The sequence below is a fragment of the Burkholderia sp. BCC1047 genome (assembly GCF_902833155.1).
GTDB lineage: Bacteria > Pseudomonadota > Gammaproteobacteria > Burkholderiales > Burkholderiaceae > Burkholderia > Burkholderia sola.
The window spans coordinates 14422-28775 of sequence record NZ_CADFEH010000008.1 but is presented as its reverse complement, the minus strand read 5'-3'; the positions used below and the strand labels follow the sequence as shown (position 1 = coordinate 28775).

Sequence of the window (14354 nt, the reverse complement as noted above, 5' to 3'; positions counted from 1 at the left end):
TGCGGGATATCGCATCGACTCAAAAAAGGACAGTCGGATGCAGGCGGGCGATTCACGCGGGGTCCGATTGATCAGGGGAATCGGCGCATGCGCGCGCGCCCGCGGCGCCGTGCGCATGCTGCTCGTCATATCGATGCTGGGCTGGCTCGCGCCCGCTCTGCCGGCCTTCGCCGTCTCTCCCGAAACCGTCAACGACAACGTGCTGCGCGTGCTGGCCTGGCCCGGTTACGCGGATAGCGATATCGTCAGCGCATTCGAGACGCAGTTTCATGTGCGCGTCGAAGTGACGCTGGTCGATTCCGACGAAGCGTTGTGGACGCGGATGCACAGCGCGTCGCCGCCGCCGTACGACGTGCTGGCCGCGAACACGGCCGAGATCCAGCGCTATGCGCATGAACGCCTGCTCGCGCCGATCGACCTGTCGCATATCCCGAACCGGCGGCGGCAATTGCCGAATTTCCAGCAGCTCGCGACGATCGGCGGCCTCGTGCAGGACGGCGCGTCCTACGCGATCCCGTTCACGTATTCGTCGATGGGGCTGATCTACGACCGCAAGCAGGTGCCGGCCGCGCCGCGCTCGATGCGCGAACTGTGGAATCCGCGCTATCGCGGCAAGGTGCTCGACTTCAACAGCGCGCAGCACAATTTCTCGTTCACGGCGCTGGCGCTCGGCTATCCCGATCCGTTCCGCCTGTCGCCCGCGCAGACGCTTGCCGTGGCCCGCAAGCTGATCGACCTGCGCCGCAACCTGCTGACGTACTACACGCTTCCCGAGGAAGCGACCGCGCTGTTCATCCAGCATCGCGCGGCGCTGATGTTCGGCAACTACGGCACGCAGCAGGTCGAGCAGTTGCGTCGCGCCGGCGCGGACGTCGGCTACGTGATCCCGGACGAAGGCGCGCTCGCGTGGCTCGATTGCTGGGCCGTCACGCGCGGCGCGCGACGGCCGGAGCTTGCCTTCGCGTGGATCAACTACATGCTCGAACCGGCGATCGGCACGCTGCTGACCGAGCGTCAGGGGCTCGCGAACACGCTCGAGCCGCGCGGCCTGGATACCGGGCGCCAGCATCTCGTGTGGCTCCAGCCCGTGGAGGACATCGCGCGCCGCGAGTCGCTGTGGAGCCGCATCGTGTCGGGCGATCGGCCGGAGCGGTTCGCAAAATGATCCGGCTCGGGCTCACGTCGAAGCTGTCGGTGCTGTTCGCGTGCATCGGCGTGATCGCGTCGGGCACGACCGGCTACTACGCGTATCGCGCCAACCGCGCGATGCTCGTGCAGGAAGCGCAGCACAGTCTGCTGATGTCGACGCAACTGCTCGGGCAGCGCTTCACGACCGCGCTCGCCGACGTTGCGGACGACGCGCTCGTGCTCGCGCAGTTGCCGTCGTCCGCGGCCGTCGCGGGCGGCGACAATGCGGACAACGCGCGACGCATGCGGCTCGAGCAGGTGTATTACAGCTTCATGAGAAATCATGCGGAATACCTGCAGATCCGCCTGATCGCAAGCGGGCATTTCGGGATCGAACGCATTCACGTGGATCGCGATGCGCGCGGCATCGTCGTGCTGCCCGAAAGCGCGTTTCAGGAGAAAGGGCAGTTCTCCTACGTATTCGATACGCTGGCGACGGCGCCCGGTCATATCTACCTGTCGCCGATCGTGATCAATCACGAGACGGGATCGCATGCGGCGCAAGGGCTGCCGATCCTGCGCGTCGGGACGCCGGTGGTCGACGCGTCGGGTCAGACGGTCGGCGCGCTCGTCGTCGACGTCGAGCTTTCCCGGGTGTTCGACCGGATCGAACGCGATCTGCCGGACGACTATGCGGTCTATCTCGCGAACGAGTGGGGCGATTTTCTCGTGCATCCCGATCCGGAACAGGCGTTCGGTTTCGATCGCGGCCGGCGCGTGCTGATGCAGGACCGTTTTGCCGTCACGCGCGTGCTGTTCGACAGCGGGCGCACGAACGTGACGCTCAATGGACTCGCGCAGCCCGATCAGGCGCCGGGCCAGATGTTCGCGTTCGTGCGCACGCCGTTCGGGCACGACGAGGGCAGCCGCTTCGTCGTGCTCGGGATGGCGCGCCCGCTGGCCGACGTGCTCGCGCCGGACGGCATGCTGGGCGAACGGATCGTCAGGATGGTGCTCGTGTCGAGCGTGCTGGCGGTGATTCTCGCGATCCTGTTCGCGCGTGCGATCACGCGGCCGCTGCAGGCGCTCGCGCGCGCGGCGACGCACGTGTTCGACGATTCGGCCGCCGAACGGCTGCCGGTCGCGCGGGCCGACGAGATCGGCGTGCTCGCGCGTTGTTTCGACAGCATGCGCGTCGAGATCCGCACGCAAATGGCGATGCTGCGCGCGAAGCAGCAGGAGCTCACGCATCTCGCCGGTCACGATCCGCTGACCGGCCTGCCGAACCGCCTGCTGTTCATGGAGCATCTCGATGCGGCGATCCGGCATGCGGCCGCGGCGCGCGAGGGGCTGGCGGTGATGTTCGTCGATCTCGATCGCTTCAAGCAGATCAACGACCAGCACGGCCACTCGGCCGGCGATCGCACGCTCGTCGCGGTCGCGAAGCGGTTGAGCCAGGTGCTGCGCGGCGACGACATGGCTGCACGGCTCGGCGGCGACGAATTCATCGTGCTGATTTCGGACGTGCGTTCACCGGCGGTGATCGGCGATGTCGCGACGCGCATCCAGATCGTGATGGCCGAGGAGCTGGAGTTCGACGAAGGGCGCATGGCCGTCGGCGCGAGCATCGGCGTCAGCGAGTTTCCCGCGGACGGCGCATCGGCCGAGGAGCTGCTCGTCAAGGCCGACGCGGCGATGTACGCGGCGAAGGCCTCCACGCAGTGCGTGTGCGTGCGCTATCAGGATCTGGTCCGCGGCGGCGTGCCCGACGGGACCGACCGTGCCGCATCGAGCAGCAGCGGCTGACGGCGGGGCGAAACGCGACGAGCCCGTCGCGGGACGGGCTCGTCACGGGTGCGGGCTGCACGCGCAAGGCGCGCAGCGGCACGCTTAGTGGCCGAAGTAGACCGAGTCGCGCGGGCTGTGTGCCCGGCCGACCGGTGCGCCGCCTTCGACGGTCGCGGCCGGTTGCGCACCGAAGCCGCTGTTGTCGATGCCCTGCACGCGGGCTTGCGCGGCCTCGAGGTCGGCCGGGTAGTGCGGGCTCGCCTGGCTGGGCTTGTAGCCGGCCTTTTCGAGCTGGACCAGTTCGTTGCGCACTTGGGCGCGGGTCACGGTGCTTTGCGCGAATGCGCCGAACGAGGCGGACAGGGCGACGGCGGCAACGACTGCGGAAACGAGCGATTTCATGATGACCTCCGATGTTTATTGGCTTTCCGCGTTCGACACCATGTCGTCGGCGGTTGATTACATCGTAGGCGCCGGCTCACCTAGGGTAAACGTGACTTTCAGCGAAAGATCGTTGCTTTACGGGTAATAATTCGACGCAAACGCGATCCGTCCCCATGCTATATCGCAAGGATGGCAGGCAATGGCGGGAGAGTGTGGGGGCGGGGGCTGGGGCCCCGCGCCGGACGGTAAACGACGGCGAAGAGCTCGCGGTGGAACCGCAGGGCTACAGCGCTGCCGGATCAGACCCCGTCGTCGTCGATTTCCTTGCGCTCGCGACGTTCCTCGTTACCGCGGCGCGCGCGCAGGCGCTGGCGCGACAGGACGGCGATTACCTGCTGGGTCGGCGCGCCGGACGGCAACTCGTTGCGGATGCGATCGGGCACCATCGGCAGGCCCGCGCGCTGTCGGCGCAGCGCCTTCGCGATTGCGCGGCGGCATTCGTCGCCGTGGCAATCCCATTCATCGCGGATTCTCTGGCAATAACGACATTGTTCCATCCGAATAGTCTAACGCGTCTTCGGGAATGGAGCAGGGCGTGGCGCCGGACGGATGACGCGCTGGGCGGTTGACGGCCCGCGGTACGGGCGCGTCGCAGCTTTCGGAACCCCTGCGCGATCCCGCTCGCGCCCGACGCATGACCGTCGAACCGGTTCAATATAATTCAACACAACTGGCCGCCTCATGCGCGGCGTGCATATCTCCGAACGAAAGGAAATCCGATGACGCTTGCCCAGTTGCAGGCCCTGGCCGCCGTGGTCGAACTCGGCTCGCTGACGGCCGCGGCAGACCGGCTCAGCCGCAGTCAATCCGCGATCAGCCACGCGCTGACGGAGCTGGAGGACATCACGCAGGTCAAGCTGCTCTGGCGCGACCGGCAACCGGTCGTCCTGACGGCGGCCGGCGAACGCCTGTGGCCATATGTCCAGAGCGTGGTGCGGGAAGCGCAGCTGCTGCGCCAGCAGTTCAGCCTGTCGCGCGGCAAGCTCGAAGGGAAACTGGTGGTCGCATCGCTGCCCAGCGTGTCGCTGGCGTTCGTCGTGCCCGCGCTCGAAGCGTTGAAGGACATGCACCCGGGCGTATCGGCGGTGCTGCTCGAAGGCACGGACAGCGAAGTCGAAGGGTGGATCGACGACGGGACGGCCGACGTCGGCGTGGTGGCCGGCACGAAGACGTTCGCGCACCACCTGCCGCTGCTCGACGAGGATTTCGTCGCGGTCGCGGCGGACGATCTGTTCGCGGGCCGCAAGAGCGTGTCGGCCAGGCAACTGGCCGCGGCGCCGTTCATTTTCTCGAAGGCGGGGTGCGGGCCGGTGATCGCGGATTACTTCGCGCGCGGCGGCGTGCCGCTTCGGGCCGCGTTCAACGTCGTCGAGATGCGCACGATCCTGTCGATGGCGGAGGCCGGCATGGGCGTGTCGATCGTGCCGCGTATCACGCTCACGTACACGCCGTTCGGCGGCCGCGTGCTGGCGCTGTCGCCACGGCTGCATCGCTCCGTGCGACTGGCGTGGAATACCGCCGGCAATGCGGTTGCCGAGGAGTTCGTGCGGCTCGTCGACGCGCAGCGTCCGAAGGCCGAAAAGACGATCCGGACGCGCGCGAAAAAGGGCAAATAGCGAGCGGCGAGCGCAATGAACGGCGCTCATGGGCGACGTGCAGTTTATTCATGCCGACGATGGCCGGGATGCAATACATTGTTCCTACCTCGTCATCGATCCCGAAGGAGTGTGCCGTGCCGGCCTTGCCCATCCTGTTTGCGTTCGGACTCGTGTCGCTCGGCATGGCGCTGACGCCCGGACCGAACATGATCTATCTGGTGTCGCGCTCGATCTGCCAGGGTCGCCGCGCCGGGCTGGTCTCGCTCGGCGGTGTCGCGCTGGGATTCGTGTTCTACATGGTGTGCGCGGCAGTGGGCATCACCGCGCTGCTGATGACCGTGCCGTATGCGTACGATGCGTTGCGCGTGGCCGGCGCGCTGTATCTGGCCTACCTCGCATGGCAGGCGCTGAAGCCGGGCGGACGCTCCGCGTTCCAGGTCCGGCAGTTGCCGCACGACAGTCGCGTCAGGCTGTTCATCATGGGCTTCGTCACGAACCTCGCGAACCCGAAGATCGCGGTGATGTATCTGTCGTTGCTGCCGCAGTTCATCGTGCCAGGGCACGGCAGCGTGCTCGCGCAATCGCTGGCGCTCGGCTGCGTGCAGATCGCGGTGAGCGTCAGCGTCAACGCGCTGATCGCGTGCGCGGCCGGTTCGATCGCGGGTTTTCTCGCGGGACGGCCGCGCTGGGCGGCGGTTCAGCGCTGGCTGATGGGCACGGTGCTGGCCGGGCTGGCCGTGCGGATCGCGCTGGAATCGCGCAGCTAGCGTGCGTCCGTCGATGGTTCCGGGAATCGCCGGCAGCGATCCGGCGTTGTGTCGACGGCACCCGGCATCGTCACCCTTGGTAATGGCTCTTCGCTTCCTTGGCGATCGGCACGGGCTCGGTCGTGTCACGACGCCGTCCACGCGTCGCGAGCCAGCACAGGATCGAGCCGCCGCACACCATCGACGCGCCTTGCCAGAATTCCGCCGACAGCGGCGCGTGCAGCAGCGTCGCGGCGAGGGCGGCGGCGAGCACCGGCGTGAAGTACGATGCGCCGACGATGACCGTCACGTGGCCGTGCATGATGCCGGTGTTCCAGGCCGCATAGCCGAAGCCGAGTGCCGACGCCGCCAGCACGAGATACGCGACCGCACGCAAACTGAACGTCATGCCGCCACCGCCTTCGATCGCGAACTTGATCCAGAGCACCGCGGCGACCAGCATGAAGAACGGCGTCACGCCGTTCTTGCCGTCGGCGATGCGCGCGGTCACCGTGCAATAGGCGGCCCAGATCAGCGCGCCGAAGAACGCCAGCCCGTAGCTCAGCGGATTGTCCGCGACGTTGCGCAGCATGCCGGCCGGATCGAACCCCTGGTCGCCGCCGAGCACCCAGCAGATGCCGAGCATCGACAGCAGGACGCCGGGCACGACCAGCAGGTTCGCGCGCTGCTTGTTGAACACGATGGCGGCGACGAGCGTGAGGCTCGGCCACAGATAGTTGACCATCGCGACTTCGATCGCTTGTCGAGCGTTGCTCGCATAGCCGATCGACAACGACAGGCACACCTCGTACGACACGAACAGCAGCCCGCCCCACAGCAGATAGTTTTTCGGGAACCGGCTCAGGTCGGGGAAGCCGATCGAAAACAGCAGAAGCACGGACGCCACCGTATAGATCATCGCCGCGCCGCCGGTCGCGCCGAGGTTTTCGCTGACCCCGCGCACGAGCGCGACCACCGACGCCCATAACAGCACCGCGCCGAGCCCGACGAGCGTTGCGTTGTTCTTGCGTTTGATGCTTGCTGCCTGTTTCAACATGCTGATTCGATTTCGGATGGTTCGGCTCGGCTCGCGCATGCCGTCATCGCGAGCAGCGATACAAAGCGGAGATTTCGCCGGAAGCGCGCATTTTACGGGGGCGCAGCCGTCGCGGCGATTCAGCCGGACCGGCGTGTCCGGTCGATTCGGTCGTGCGAGCCGATCACGCGTCGTCGATACGCCACGGTGCACCGATTTCCGACAGCGCACGTCCGATCGAATCGAGCATCGCGTTCCGCGTCGGGCCCAGCGTCGTGACAAGGAGGAAACCGGCTGCTTCGATCGACAGATCGATGAGCGGCCAGCCGTTGGCCGCATCGCGAATTTCAAGCCGTCGTTCGTGTGGATCGACGTCGATGTCGACGTCGCCATGCGCTTGTCGCAGCGCATTGGCGATGGCGTCGAATGCGTCGGCCGAAGGGGGCGTGTGAATGCGGTATTCGAAACTCATCTGCGTGGACCGGTGTGCGAGGCGGGCAGTCTAACCCGCGCCGTGCCTCCCGTCCGTCGACTGTAACGCATCGGGCGCCCACCGCAGCGGGCGCCCGATGCGTCGATCACCGCTCGCGCCGCTTCTTGCTCAGCTCGATCGTCTCGAACAGCTCGTATTGCGCGGTCGGGTGCTGGTCGGCGCCCGGCGCGTGGTAGTAGCGCATCGTGATCGTCGTGTGGCCGCCCGGCTTGCCCGGATCGTGATCGAACACCGCGATCCCGTAGCCGGTGCCCGTATCGCGGCGCGCGGACCAGATCGCATCCTCGAGCGCATCGGCCGGCTGGCGCACGAACGTGTTCGGCGCGGTGCCCGGCACCGGCCGGTTCGGCTTCGTGAATACCTTCGCCTGCGCAAAGCCGGTCGACGGGTTTTCGCCGTACACGTCGAGCGGCGCGCTGGTGCCGCCGCCGCCGAGGATCAGGTGGATCGTGCCGTGGCTCGTGTCGAACTTCGTGCGGTCGGGATCGTTCGAGCCGACCGGGCGCGGCTGCAGCGTCTCGACCACTTCGCCGGTCTTCGCGTCGACGCCCGCGCGGTGATTGCAGCCGCGCACCGGGTAGCTGCGCTCGTAGTCGTGATCGTGGCCGCACAGCACGAGATCGACGCCGTAACGGTCGAACAGTGGCAGCCACGCTTCGCGAATGCCCTTGTCGGACCCGTTGCCCGTCTTCGACGAACTGAGCGCGTCCTGGTGCATCTGCACGACGATCCAGTCGATGTCGTCGTCATGCGCGGCATGGCGCAGCGTGCGTTCGAGCCAGCGCGTCTGCTCGCCGTTGCTGTAGCCGCGCACGTAGAACGACGTGCCGGGCTCGATCGGCGGTCGGCCGGTGCTCGCGGCCGGCACGAGCGGCGCGGGGCCGCCGACGAACGCGGCGGCATCCTGGTACACGACATCGTCTGCGTCGAGCGACACGAACAGCACGGAGCTCACGCGGAAGCTGTACCAGCGGCCCGGAAAGTGCGTGCCGTTTTCCGGCAGCGTATAGCGCGCGAGGTACGAGTCGAGCCCTTGCGGTCCATTGTTGAACTCGATCTCGTGATTGCCGGGGCACGGCATCCACGGGCGATTCGCGGCCGACGTCTGGTTGTTGTTGCCGAAATCGCGCCACACGTCGGGCTGGTGCGCCGGGTTCAGGTTCGCGTAGCAGAGGTCGCCGTTCAGCAGGTGAAACAGCGGCTGGAACTGCTCGACAGCCTGCACCGCGAAGCGGCTCTGCGGCGACGACAGCACCCAGGCACCGTTCGGCGTCGCGAGATCGCCGTAGCTCGTGAAACGGAACGGCGCCCGGCCGCGCGGCGCGGTCGAAAAATTCGCGGAGAACGGCTGTGCGGCGTTGCTGTCGTTGTCGGCCGTGATCTCGTAGCGGTAGCGCGTATCCGGCTTCAGCCCGTGCACGCGCGCGTGATACGCGAACACGGTCTCGCCGTTCAGGCCGTCGGTGTACAGGCGCTGGACGCCGTGTACGGTGCGCGGCGGCTCGCCGTCGGCGACGATGCGCGCGCGCGGATTGACGGCCGGGGCGAGCGATGCCCACGAGATCACGACTTCCGACGTCGGGTCGTTGCCCCACGTCAGGTGAACCTGTTCGGGCGTGCCGTCCGGATTCGACGCGGCGGCGCGGGCGGCCGCGAGCCCGCCGGCGGCGGTGGCGAGGCCGGAGACGCCCGCGAGTTTCAGGAAGCCGCGACGCGACACGGAAGCGGCCGGCTCGTTCGGCTGATCAGGGGAGGTGTCCTGGTTCGACATGGTCGGTGTGTTCGTTGATGGGACGCGAGAGGGGGGCCGCACGGCCATGCGCGAGCGCGGCCGGGGCGTGGGCCGGAAACGAGCGGGATCCCGGTCGCATGCATTGTCGAAGGGCAGTTTTGCCGCGTTGTGACAGTTCGCAACCCGGCGTGTGCGCTGGCCGATACATAGGGTCCCGCGCCGCGCGGCCTCCGCGAAAATTATTCGCCGATGTCGCGACGGATTTCTCCCGCCTGCTCCGTTTAACGCATGAACGACCGCTTCCGGTCAATGCCGTTACTTCGGAGTCTTTCATGAAACTTTCTGTTCCATTGCGATGGGCTGCCGGCTGCCTGGCGGCGCTCGCGACGTCCGCCGTATTCGCGCAGGCCGTCATCGTCGCGCCTTTTGCGCCGCCGCCGCCGCGCGTCGAAGTGATGCCGGCGCCCCGAGCGGGCTACGTCTGGGATCAGGGGCACTGGCACTGGCGGCAGGGCCGTTACGTGTGGATTCCGGGCCACTGGCAGATCGTGCGGGTCGGTTACCACTGGGTGCCCGGGCATTGGGCGGCGCGCGGCCCGGCCTGGCGCTGGGTGCCGGGCCACTGGGCCTGACGGGCCCTGACGCGCACGCCGCCGGGCGTCGAAGCGATGCGCGCGCGGCGGATTCTTCATGCAACCTCATGAGTCGAAGCGATGCTTTTTCGAACCATCGTGATACTGGCGGCCGCGGCCCTCGTGCTGGCCGGCTGCGTCGTGGTGCCGGCCCGTCCGGTGTATTACCGGCCCGCGCCGGTCGTCGTATATTGAGCGCGCCGGCCGACGGTCGCGCGGCCGGCAGACAGGATCGACATGCGGCGCGAACCGGATGTCGATGAAACCGGCACGGCCGATGCCGTGTGCGACGCCGGGCGCGACGCGCGCGGAGATCCCGAACCATCGGAACCGTCGGCATGGCGCCGTCCGGCGATGGCCCGACGCATGCAAGGAGAGCACGACGATGAGCTTCAGCCGGGCGGCGGGTCCCTCTGCCGTGACAATGCGGCGCCCGCGCGCCGCGCAACGGAGCAGGCGGCGTTGAACGATCGCGGCGACCGCGATCCGGACGCGGAACTCGTCGCGCGCGTCGGCGCACGCGATGCATCGGCGGTGCGCGTGCTCGTCGCGCGCAAGCTGCCGCGGCTGCTCGCATTGGCGACGCGCATGCTCGGCGACCGGAACGAAGCCGAGGACGTCGCGCAGGAGACGTTCTTGCGAATCTGGAACCACGCGCCGCGCTGGCGCGAAGGCGAAGCCCGCTTCGACACGTGGCTGCATCGCGTCGTGCTGAACCTGTGCTACGACCGGTTGCGCGGCCGGCGCGAGGAGCCCGTCGACACGCTGCCCGACGTGCACGACACGCAGCCGGAGCCGGCCGTGCATGCGGAACTGCGTTCGCGCGACGCGCGCGTGCGGCAGGCGCTGGCCGCGTTGCCGTCGAGGCAGCGGGAAGCGCTGGTGCTCCAGTACTATCAGGAAATGTCGAATGGGGAAGCGGCCAACCTGATGGGCATCACCGTCGATGCGCTGGAAAGCCTGCTCGCCCGTGCGCGGCGCAACCTGCGCGCGCAACTGGCCGGCGACCCACCTAGCGAGGACAAGCGATGACACCCGAACGATTTCGCACCATCGTCGCCGCGTATGGCTCGGACGCGCGGCGCTGGCCGCAAGCCGAACGCGCGGCGGCCGAAGCGTGGGCGCACGCGCATCCGCGCGACGCACTGGAAGCGCTCGACGAGGCCGCCGAGCTCGATGCGTGGCTGATGCAGGACACGGTCGCGCCGCCCGCGCCGGCGCTGGTCGAACGTATCGTCGCGACGGCGCCGCCGCCGCAACGCGCGCGACGCCGCGGCCGGGTGTGGTGGTCGGGCGCGGCGTTCGCAGGCGTCGGGCTGGCCGGCGCGCTCGCCGGTGCGGTGGCCGTGTCGATGCTGATGCTCGGCAGCGCGCCGATCGCACAACACGAACCGGGCTACCTGACGACGACGTTCGGCGGCCCGAGCATCGACGGAGCCGACGAATGACCGAACGCGGCTGGAAATTCACCCTCATCGGCTCGGTCGTGCTGAACGTGTTCATGCTCGGTGCGATCGGCGGCGGCGCGTATCAGTGGTTCTCGACCCATCGCGACCTGCACGCGGCCGGCACGCCCGCATCGCGCACCGCGTTGCGTTTCGCCGCGGATGAATTGCCCGATGCGCGGCAGCGCGAGTTCGCCGCCGCGCTGAAGGCGGCGCGCAAGAGCGGCCGCGATTTCGCGCGGGAAGGGCGCGACGGTCGGATCACCGTGCTCGACCTGCTCGCGGCGCCGCAACTCGATCGGGCGGCGATCGATGCGGCGCTCGACCGCACGCGCGCGGCCGACACCGCGATGCGGGCGCAGATCGAGCGCAGCGTCGTCGATTTCGCGGCGACGCTGACACCCGACGAGCGCGTGAAGTTCGTCGACGGCTTGCAGCACAGCGGAAACTGGCGTCTGCCGCCGAGGCTGCAGAAGAAGCCGGACGCATCGGCGAGCGAGTAAGCCGAATAAACACCGCGCGCGCGGGCGGCATGCAATCTGCGTGTTGCTCGCGCGTCATGCGTGTGCCGCTTCCGATGAATCGCGCGGTCGTTATCCATCGACGACGCACGCCGCCGCGTGCGAGACTTTCGCCCCGCGTTTCCCCGATCACAAAAAATATTTCCCTTCCCGCGACGGATTTCTTGGTGTGCTTGCGTTGAACGTGAGTACGCACCGCAAGAGAGCCCGTCATGGACCACCCGAACGACGCCACGCCGGCCGCGATCGCGCTGAACCGCTTCGGTCTCGGCGCGCGCGCCGACGAAGCCCCGCCCGCCGACCCGAAGGCCGCATTGCTCGCCCAGTTCGACCGCTACGATGCGCGGCCCGCCGCATGGGCGAGCGAGCCGGACGCGGTCACGCTCGCCACGCGCTTCGCGAACACCCGCAACGCGATGACGAGCGACGACCCGGCCGCCAAGCGCGCAACCGAGCAATCGATTCGCCGCGACGGCTACGACGCGTATCGCAGCGCCGTCGCCGCGCGCATGAACAGCGCGCTGACTACGTCCGCGCCTTTTGTCGAGCGTCTCGTGCATTTCTGGGCGAACCATTTCGCGGTATCGGTCGACAAGGGGCAGGTGGCCGCGTACGCGGGCGCGTTCGAGCGCGACGCGATCCGTCCGCACGTGCTCGGCCGTTTCGAGGACATGCTCGTCGCCGTCGAGCAGCATCCCGCGATGCAGGTGTTCCTCGATCAGGCGCGCTCGGTCGGCCCCGACAGCCCGGCCGCGCTGCGTGCGCAAGCACGCAATCCGTCGGCGAAGCGCGGGCTCAACGAGAACCTCGCACGCGAAATCATGGAACTGCATACGCTCGGCGTGCGCACCGGTTACACGCAAGCCGACGTGACGGAATTCGCGCGTGCGCTGACCGGCTGGAGCATCGCCGGCGGCCGCGGGCCGCAACCGGGCGATGCGGCGCCCGGCGCATTCGTGTTTCGCGCGAATCTGCACGAACCGGGTTCGCGCACGGTGATGGGCCGCACCTACGATCAACCGGGCGAAGCGCAGGGGCGCGCGGTCCTGCACGACCTCGCGCGATCGGAGGCGACCGGCCGGCACATCGCGTTCCAGCTCGGCCGTCATTTCGTCGCCGACACGCCGCCGCCCGCGCTGACCGACCGGCTCGCGCGCGCATTCGATGCGAGCGGCGGCGACCTGCCGACCGTCTATCGCGCGCTGGTCGACGCGCCCGACGCGTGGTCGCCGGTCAACCGCAAGTTCAAGACGCCGTGGGAATGGGCCGTATCGTCGCTGCGCGGGCTCGGCTGGTGCGACACCGCTGATCTCAAGGCCGCGCCGCTGCTCGCGCAGCTCGGCCAGCCGGTGTGGCGCCCGGGCTCGCCGGCCGGCTACGACGACGTCGCCGCGAGCTGGGCGGCGCCCGACGCGCTCGTGCGCCGCGTGGAGATCGCGCAGCGCTTGGCCGCGCGTACGGGCGACCGGCTCGATCCGCGCACGCTGGGCAACACGCTGCTCGCCGGTTCGATGAGCGCGCCGACCGCGACCGCGCTCGCGCGCGCCGAAAGCGCGACGACGTCGCTCGCGCTGCTGCTCGTGTCGCCCGATTTCCAACGGAGATGACCATGATACTGTCCCGCCGACAATTCCTCCGCGTGGCCGCCGCCGGCGCGGGCGCGATCCTCGTCGCGCCGCGGATCGTGTTCGCGAACGTCGAGACCGACCGGCGCTTCGTGTTCGTGATCCAGCGCGGCGCAGCCGACGGCCTGAACATCGTCGTCCCGTATGCGGAGCCCGCGTATGCGTCGCTGCGCGGCCCGCTCGCGATCGACACGGCGGCCGCGACGCGACTCGACGGCACGTTCGCGCTGCATCCGTCGCTCGCGCGGACCGCGCAGTTGTACCGAGACGGGCAGGCGCTGTTCGTCCATGCGATCGCGTCGCCGTATCGCGACCGTTCGCATTTCGACGGCCAGAACGTGCTCGAAACGGGCGGCCGCGCGCCGTACCAGGTGAAAGACGGCTGGCTGAACCGGCTGGCCGCGCTGTTGCCCGCGACGCGCGACAACGCGATCGCGTTCGCGCCGACCGTGCCGCTCGCGCTGCGCGGCACGGTGCAGGCCGCGTCGTATGCGCCGTCCGGTTTGCCGGCCGCGCCGGACGATCTGCTCACGCGCGTGTCGGCGCTCTACGAAGCCGACGCGCAGCTCGGCCCGTTGTGGCAATCCGCGATGGAAGCACGCGGCCTCGCCGGCGACGCGCATGCACGGCAGGACCCGGCCGGCGTCGGCAAGCTCGCCGCGACGTTTCTCGCGCGCGACGACGGGCCGCGGATCGCGATGATCGAGACGGGCGGCTGGGATACCCATAGCGCGCAGAACGCGCGGCTCGCGAATCAGTTGAAGGCGCTCGACACGATGCTCGCCGCGCTGCGCGACGGCCTTGGACCTGCATGGCAGCAGACCACGGTGCTGGTCGCGACCGAGTTCGGCCGCACGGCCGCGGTGAACGGCACGGGCGGCACCGACCACGGGCAGGCATCGGTCGCGATGCTCGCGGGCGGCGCGGTTGCCGGCGGGCGCGTGATCGCGGACTGGCCGGGGCTGCGGCCGGGCGACCTGTACGAAGGGCGCGACCTGAAGCCGACCGCGTCGCTCGACGCGCTGATCGCGGGCGCGGCCGCCGACAGCCTGCGGCTCGATCCGCGTCGCACCGCGGCTGCGCTATTTGCGGAAAGCGGCGCGACACGGCCGATGAGCGGCCTGATTCATGGGGTCGCGTGATGCGGTGCGTGCCGCGCTCGGCCC

At 68.7% G+C, this 14354-nt stretch carries 15 protein-coding genes; 10 read left to right on the top strand and 5 right to left on the bottom strand.

The window, feature by feature from the left end:
• Nucleotides 1-37: 37 nt before the first annotated feature.
• Both HWX55_RS11025 and HWX55_RS11020 read left to right on the top strand, forming a co-directional pair.
• On the top strand, nt 38-1165 hold the full coding sequence (locus tag HWX55_RS11025) for an extracellular solute-binding protein (protein WP_175975604.1): 1128 nt from the start codon (nt 38-40) through the stop codon (nt 1163-1165).
• Nucleotides 1162-2934 carry a GGDEF domain-containing protein gene (locus tag HWX55_RS11020; RefSeq protein ID WP_124592809.1) on the top strand — a complete coding sequence of 591 codons (1773 nt, stop codon included), beginning with the start codon at nt 1162-1164 and terminating at the stop codon, nt 2932-2934. The genes HWX55_RS11025 and HWX55_RS11020 overlap by 4 nt, the downstream gene beginning before the upstream one ends.
• Nucleotides 2935-3018: 84 nt before the next feature.
• On the opposite strand, the gene HWX55_RS11015 is transcribed toward HWX55_RS11020, so the two are convergent.
• Entirely contained in the window at nt 3019-3318 is a 300-nt protein-coding gene (locus tag HWX55_RS11015) for a DUF4148 domain-containing protein (protein ID WP_050012713.1), read from the bottom strand.
• A gap of 281 nt (nt 3319-3599) precedes the next feature.
• A complete protein-coding gene (locus HWX55_RS11010) occupies nt 3600-3857 on the bottom strand; it encodes a hypothetical protein (protein WP_006478949.1) in 258 nt (85 codons plus the stop codon).
• 222 nt (nt 3858-4079) lie between these two features.
• On the opposite strand from HWX55_RS11010, the gene HWX55_RS11005 reads away from it, so the two are divergent.
• Nucleotides 4080-4976: a LysR family transcriptional regulator gene (locus tag HWX55_RS11005; protein WP_175975603.1), complete on the top strand. Its 897-nt coding sequence runs from the start codon at nt 4080-4082 to the stop codon at nt 4974-4976.
• Between the two features lie 116 nt (nt 4977-5092).
• Nucleotides 5093-5725: a LysE family translocator gene (locus HWX55_RS11000; protein WP_175975602.1), complete on the top strand. Its 633-nt coding sequence runs from the start codon at nt 5093-5095 to the stop codon at nt 5723-5725.
• Between the two features lie 70 nt (nt 5726-5795).
• On the opposite strand, the gene yddG is transcribed toward HWX55_RS11000, so the two are convergent.
• The 3 genes from yddG to HWX55_RS10985 all read right to left on the bottom strand — a co-directional run bounded on the left by yddG (nt 5796) and on the right by HWX55_RS10985 (nt 9004).
• Nucleotides 5796-6740: an aromatic amino acid DMT transporter YddG gene (gene yddG, locus HWX55_RS10995; protein WP_175975736.1), complete on the bottom strand. Its 945-nt coding sequence runs from the start codon at nt 6738-6740 to the stop codon at nt 5796-5798.
• 184 nt (nt 6741-6924) lie between these two features.
• A complete protein-coding gene (locus HWX55_RS10990) occupies nt 6925-7212 on the bottom strand; it encodes a hypothetical protein (protein ID WP_175975601.1) in 288 nt (95 codons plus the stop codon).
• 106 nt (nt 7213-7318) lie between these two features.
• On the bottom strand, nt 7319-9004 hold the full coding sequence (locus HWX55_RS10985; protein WP_175975600.1) for a metallophosphoesterase family protein: 1686 nt from the start codon (nt 9002-9004) through the stop codon (nt 7319-7321).
• 293 nt (nt 9005-9297) lie between these two features.
• Between HWX55_RS10985 and HWX55_RS10980 the strand changes: the two genes are divergently transcribed.
• From HWX55_RS10980 to HWX55_RS10955, 6 genes are all read left to right on the top strand, one after another.
• Nucleotides 9298-9597 (top strand): YXWGXW repeat-containing protein, encoded by a 300-nt coding sequence (locus HWX55_RS10980; protein ID WP_175975599.1) that lies wholly within the window; start codon nt 9298-9300, stop codon nt 9595-9597.
• 237 nt (nt 9598-9834) lie between these two features.
• Nucleotides 9835-10629, top strand: coding sequence for an RNA polymerase sigma factor (locus HWX55_RS10975; protein ID WP_175975598.1), 795 nt, complete (start codon nt 9835-9837; stop codon nt 10627-10629).
• Nucleotides 10626-11045: a hypothetical protein gene (locus HWX55_RS10970; RefSeq protein WP_175975597.1), complete on the top strand. Its 420-nt coding sequence runs from the start codon at nt 10626-10628 to the stop codon at nt 11043-11045. Before HWX55_RS10975 ends, HWX55_RS10970 begins: the two co-directional genes overlap by 4 nt.
• Complete coding sequence (locus tag HWX55_RS10965) at nt 11042-11545, top strand: periplasmic heavy metal sensor (RefSeq protein WP_050012705.1); 504 nt, start codon at nt 11042-11044, stop codon at nt 11543-11545. Before HWX55_RS10970 ends, HWX55_RS10965 begins: the two co-directional genes overlap by 4 nt.
• Nucleotides 11546-11775: 230 nt before the next feature.
• The gene (locus HWX55_RS10960; RefSeq protein WP_175975596.1) at nt 11776-13170 is read left to right on the top strand and encodes a DUF1800 domain-containing protein; all 1395 of its coding nucleotides are present in this window, start codon (nt 11776-11778) and stop codon (nt 13168-13170) included.
• Nucleotides 13167-14330, top strand: a complete 1164-nt coding sequence (locus HWX55_RS10955) for a DUF1501 domain-containing protein (RefSeq protein WP_175975595.1) — start codon at nt 13167-13169, stop codon at nt 14328-14330. The genes HWX55_RS10960 and HWX55_RS10955 overlap by 4 nt, the downstream gene beginning before the upstream one ends.
• Nucleotides 14331-14354: the final 24 nt, after the last annotated feature.

Bases quoted from the DNA above. Each gene is read 5' to 3' on its own strand.
- HWX55_RS10975 (WP_175975598.1), top strand. From the start codon at position 9,835: ATGCGGCGCGAACCGGATGTCGATGAAACCGGCACGGCCGATGCCGTG.
- HWX55_RS10965 (WP_050012705.1), top strand. From the start codon at position 11,042: ATGACCGAACGCGGCTGGAAATTCACCCTCATCGGCTCGGTCGTGCTG.
- HWX55_RS11025 (WP_175975604.1), top strand. From the start codon at position 38: ATGCAGGCGGGCGATTCACGCGGGGTCCGATTGATCAGGGGAATCGGC.
- HWX55_RS10970 (WP_175975597.1), top strand. From the start codon at position 10,626: ATGACACCCGAACGATTTCGCACCATCGTCGCCGCGTATGGCTCGGAC.
- HWX55_RS10980 (WP_175975599.1), top strand. From the start codon at position 9,298: ATGAAACTTTCTGTTCCATTGCGATGGGCTGCCGGCTGCCTGGCGGCG.
- HWX55_RS10985 (WP_175975600.1), bottom strand. From the start codon at position 9,004: ATGTCGAACCAGGACACCTCCCCTGATCAGCCGAACGAGCCGGCCGCT.
- HWX55_RS10990 (WP_175975601.1), bottom strand. From the start codon at position 7,212: ATGAGTTTCGAATACCGCATTCACACGCCCCCTTCGGCCGACGCATTC.
- HWX55_RS11005 (WP_175975603.1), top strand. From the start codon at position 4,080: ATGACGCTTGCCCAGTTGCAGGCCCTGGCCGCCGTGGTCGAACTCGGC.
- HWX55_RS10955 (WP_175975595.1), top strand. From the start codon at position 13,167: ATGACCATGATACTGTCCCGCCGACAATTCCTCCGCGTGGCCGCCGCC.
- HWX55_RS10960 (WP_175975596.1), top strand. From the start codon at position 11,776: ATGGACCACCCGAACGACGCCACGCCGGCCGCGATCGCGCTGAACCGC.
- HWX55_RS11010 (WP_006478949.1), bottom strand. From the start codon at position 3,857: ATGGAACAATGTCGTTATTGCCAGAGAATCCGCGATGAATGGGATTGC.
- HWX55_RS11020 (WP_124592809.1), top strand. From the start codon at position 1,162: ATGATCCGGCTCGGGCTCACGTCGAAGCTGTCGGTGCTGTTCGCGTGC.
- HWX55_RS11015 (WP_050012713.1), bottom strand. From the start codon at position 3,318: ATGAAATCGCTCGTTTCCGCAGTCGTTGCCGCCGTCGCCCTGTCCGCC.